This is a genomic window from Allobosea sp. (assembly GCF_048595345.1).
Taxonomy (GTDB): Bacteria; Pseudomonadota; Alphaproteobacteria; order Rhizobiales; family Beijerinckiaceae; genus Allobosea.
Map to the genome: position 1 here is coordinate 1 of NZ_JBMDWH010000230.1, position 2,461 is coordinate 2,461.

Annotated in this window: 4 protein-coding genes; all 4 read left to right on the plus strand. The window is 68.1% G+C overall.

The features are described from left to right. A partial coding sequence (locus tag ACOJTB_RS20355; RefSeq protein ID WP_420104346.1) for a branched-chain amino acid ABC transporter permease occupies window positions 1-367 on the plus strand: 367 nt, incomplete at its 5' end. Beyond that, complete coding sequence (locus ACOJTB_RS20360) at window positions 367-1,278, plus strand: branched-chain amino acid ABC transporter permease (RefSeq protein WP_420104347.1); 912 nt, start codon at window positions 367-369, stop codon at window positions 1,276-1,278. The genes ACOJTB_RS20355 and ACOJTB_RS20360, both read left to right, overlap by 1 nt. Window positions 1,279-1,293: 15 nt before the next feature. Then, window positions 1,294-1,782, plus strand: coding sequence for a GAF domain-containing protein (locus tag ACOJTB_RS20365; RefSeq protein ID WP_420104348.1), 489 nt, complete (start codon window positions 1,294-1,296; stop codon window positions 1,780-1,782). 44 nt (window positions 1,783-1,826) lie between these two features. Beyond that, window positions 1,827-2,461: amidohydrolase family protein (locus ACOJTB_RS20370; protein ID WP_420104349.1), on the plus strand; the 635-nt coding region annotated here is incomplete at its 3' end.

Here is a 2,461-nt window from a genome sequence, read left to right on the forward strand (position 1 = left end):
GATGCGGGCGGTGGCGGATAATCCGGATCTGGCCCGGCTCAAGGGCATCGATCCGGCGCGGATCGCCATCGTGACGCTGTTCATCGGGGCGGGGCTGACCGGCGTCGGCGGCGTGCTGATCGGGCTCGACACCTCGATCGACCCGTTGACGGGTTATCGCGTGCTGCTCTCGGTCTTCGCCGCGGCCGTGCTCGGTGGGCTCGGCTCCATTCCGGGGGCGGTTGCGGGCGCGCTGTTGCTCGGCATCGCCGAGGAGCTCGCCCTGCTCGTCGTGCCCGCGACCTATCGCACCGGCGTCGGCTTCGTCGCCATCCTGCTGATGCTGACCTTCCGCCCGCGCGGAATCCTCGGCGAGAGGGCCGCCTGATGCTGTCCTATGTCGTCTTCACCCTGACGCTCTGCGCCATCTACGGGCTGCTGGCGCTTAGCCTCAACCTGATCTGGGGCGGGGCGGGGCTTGTCAATCTCGGCCTTGCCGGTTTTTTCGCGGTGGGGGCCTATGCTTCCGCCCTGGCGACTGGAGCGGGCGCCCCGGTGCTGCTGGGCTGGGGCGCGGCGCTCGCGGTGGGGGCTGCGGTCGGGGTTCTCGTTACCTTCGCGACGCTCAAGCTGCGAGACGATTATCTCGCCATCGTCACGCTCGGCTTTGCCGAGGTGATCCGGCTCGTGGCGCTGAACGAGCGCTGGCTGACCAATGGTTCCGACGGCATCTCCGGCATCAAGGCGCCGCTCAAGGCCGAACTCGGTACGCAGAATTTCGCGCTGTTCTATCTCGGGCTGGCGACGGCGGTGCTGGTCATCGTCTGGTTGCTGCTGCGCCGGCTCGACCTTTCGCCTTATGGGCGGGCGCTGAAGGCGATCCGCGAGGACCAGCAGCTGGCCGCGTTCGCCGGCAAGCTGGTGCTGCGCTTCAAGCTGCAGGCCTTTGCGCTCTCTGCCGCGATCGCGGCGCTGGCGGGCGCGCTCTATGCGCATTTCCAGTCCTATGTCTCGCCCGACCATTTCCAGCCGCTGATCACGATCTACATCTTCCTGGCCGTCACCGCGGGCGGCGTCGGCCGGCCGAGCGGGGCGGTGTTGGGCGCCTATGCCGTCGTGATCTTCCTGGAGGCGACGCGCTTCATGACCGAATGGGTGCCGGGGCTCCAGCCGGTGCAGATCGCCGCCATGCGCGAGATGCTGATCGGCATCGCGCTGATCCTGGTGCTGCATCTGAAACCGCAGGGCATCCTGCCCGAACAGATTCCGAAGGCGCCGGCGCCGCCCGCAGCCGCCTGATCCCGGAGAGACCCCATGTCCGACGACCTCGCTACCCTCTCGTCCCTGATCGCCGCGCCCGGCCAGCCGGAGACGGTGTTCAAGGCTTTCGAAGAGGCGACGCAACGCCTTGTCGGCCATCAGCTTTTTACGCTGCTCTATGTCGACGGGCAAGAGGTCGCGCGGATCTACTCCAACCGCCCGGAAGAGTATCCGGTCTCCGGCCGCAAGACGATGGGGCCGACACCCTGGGGCAAGCATGTGATCGAGGGGCTCCAGCCCTATCTCGGCACCGACAAGGCCGGCATCCGCTGGGCCTTCTTCGACCACGAGTTGATCGAGAGCATGGGGCTGGGCTCTGTCATCAACATCCCGGCGATTTATGACGGCAAGGTCGTCGGCACGATCAACCTGCTGGCGCCGGAGCATCACTACCGCGAGGAGCATGTGGCGCCGGTCGCGCGGCTGGCGCCGATGCTGGTTCCCGCCTTCCTCGCCGCCCGCGCGGCGGCAGGCGCCGCCTGAGCCATCGCCTCCCATCCTCCGTCTTTCGCTTCAAGGAACAGCCCGTGGCCTCGATCCTCTTCACCAATGCCCGCATCGTGGACGGCTCGGCGCCCGAGCCGGGCGCGCCGGTCAGCGTCCTCGTCGAGGGCGGGACGATCCGAGAGGTCGGCAAGGCGGTGACCTCCGCCAAGGCGAAGACGGTCGATCTCAAGGGCCGCACGCTGATGCCGGGGCTGATCGACGCGCATGTCCATGTCGTGGCCGGCGTGGCGGATCTCGGCGCCAATGCGCGCCTGCCGGATTCGCTGGTGACGGCGCGCTCCTTCGTCATCATGCGCGAGATGCTGCTGCGCGGCTTCACCACGGTGCGCGATGTCGGCGGCGCCGATTTCGGCCTGAAGCAGGCGACGGAGGAAGGGCATTTCCCGACGCCACGGCTCGTCATCTCCGGCAAGGCGCTGAGCCAGACCGGCGGGCATGCCGATTTCCGCGGCCGCTACGATGATCGGCCGAGCGTGATCGAGCGCCATCGGCTGGGCGCGCTCGGGCGCATCTGCGACGGCGTGCCCGATGTGCGCCGCGCCGCGCGCGAGGAGCTGAAGGGCGGGGCCGACTTCATCAAGATCATGGCCAATGGCGGCTGCGCCTCGCCGACCGACCCGATCCATTTCCTCGGCTTTTCGGTGAGCGAGCTGGA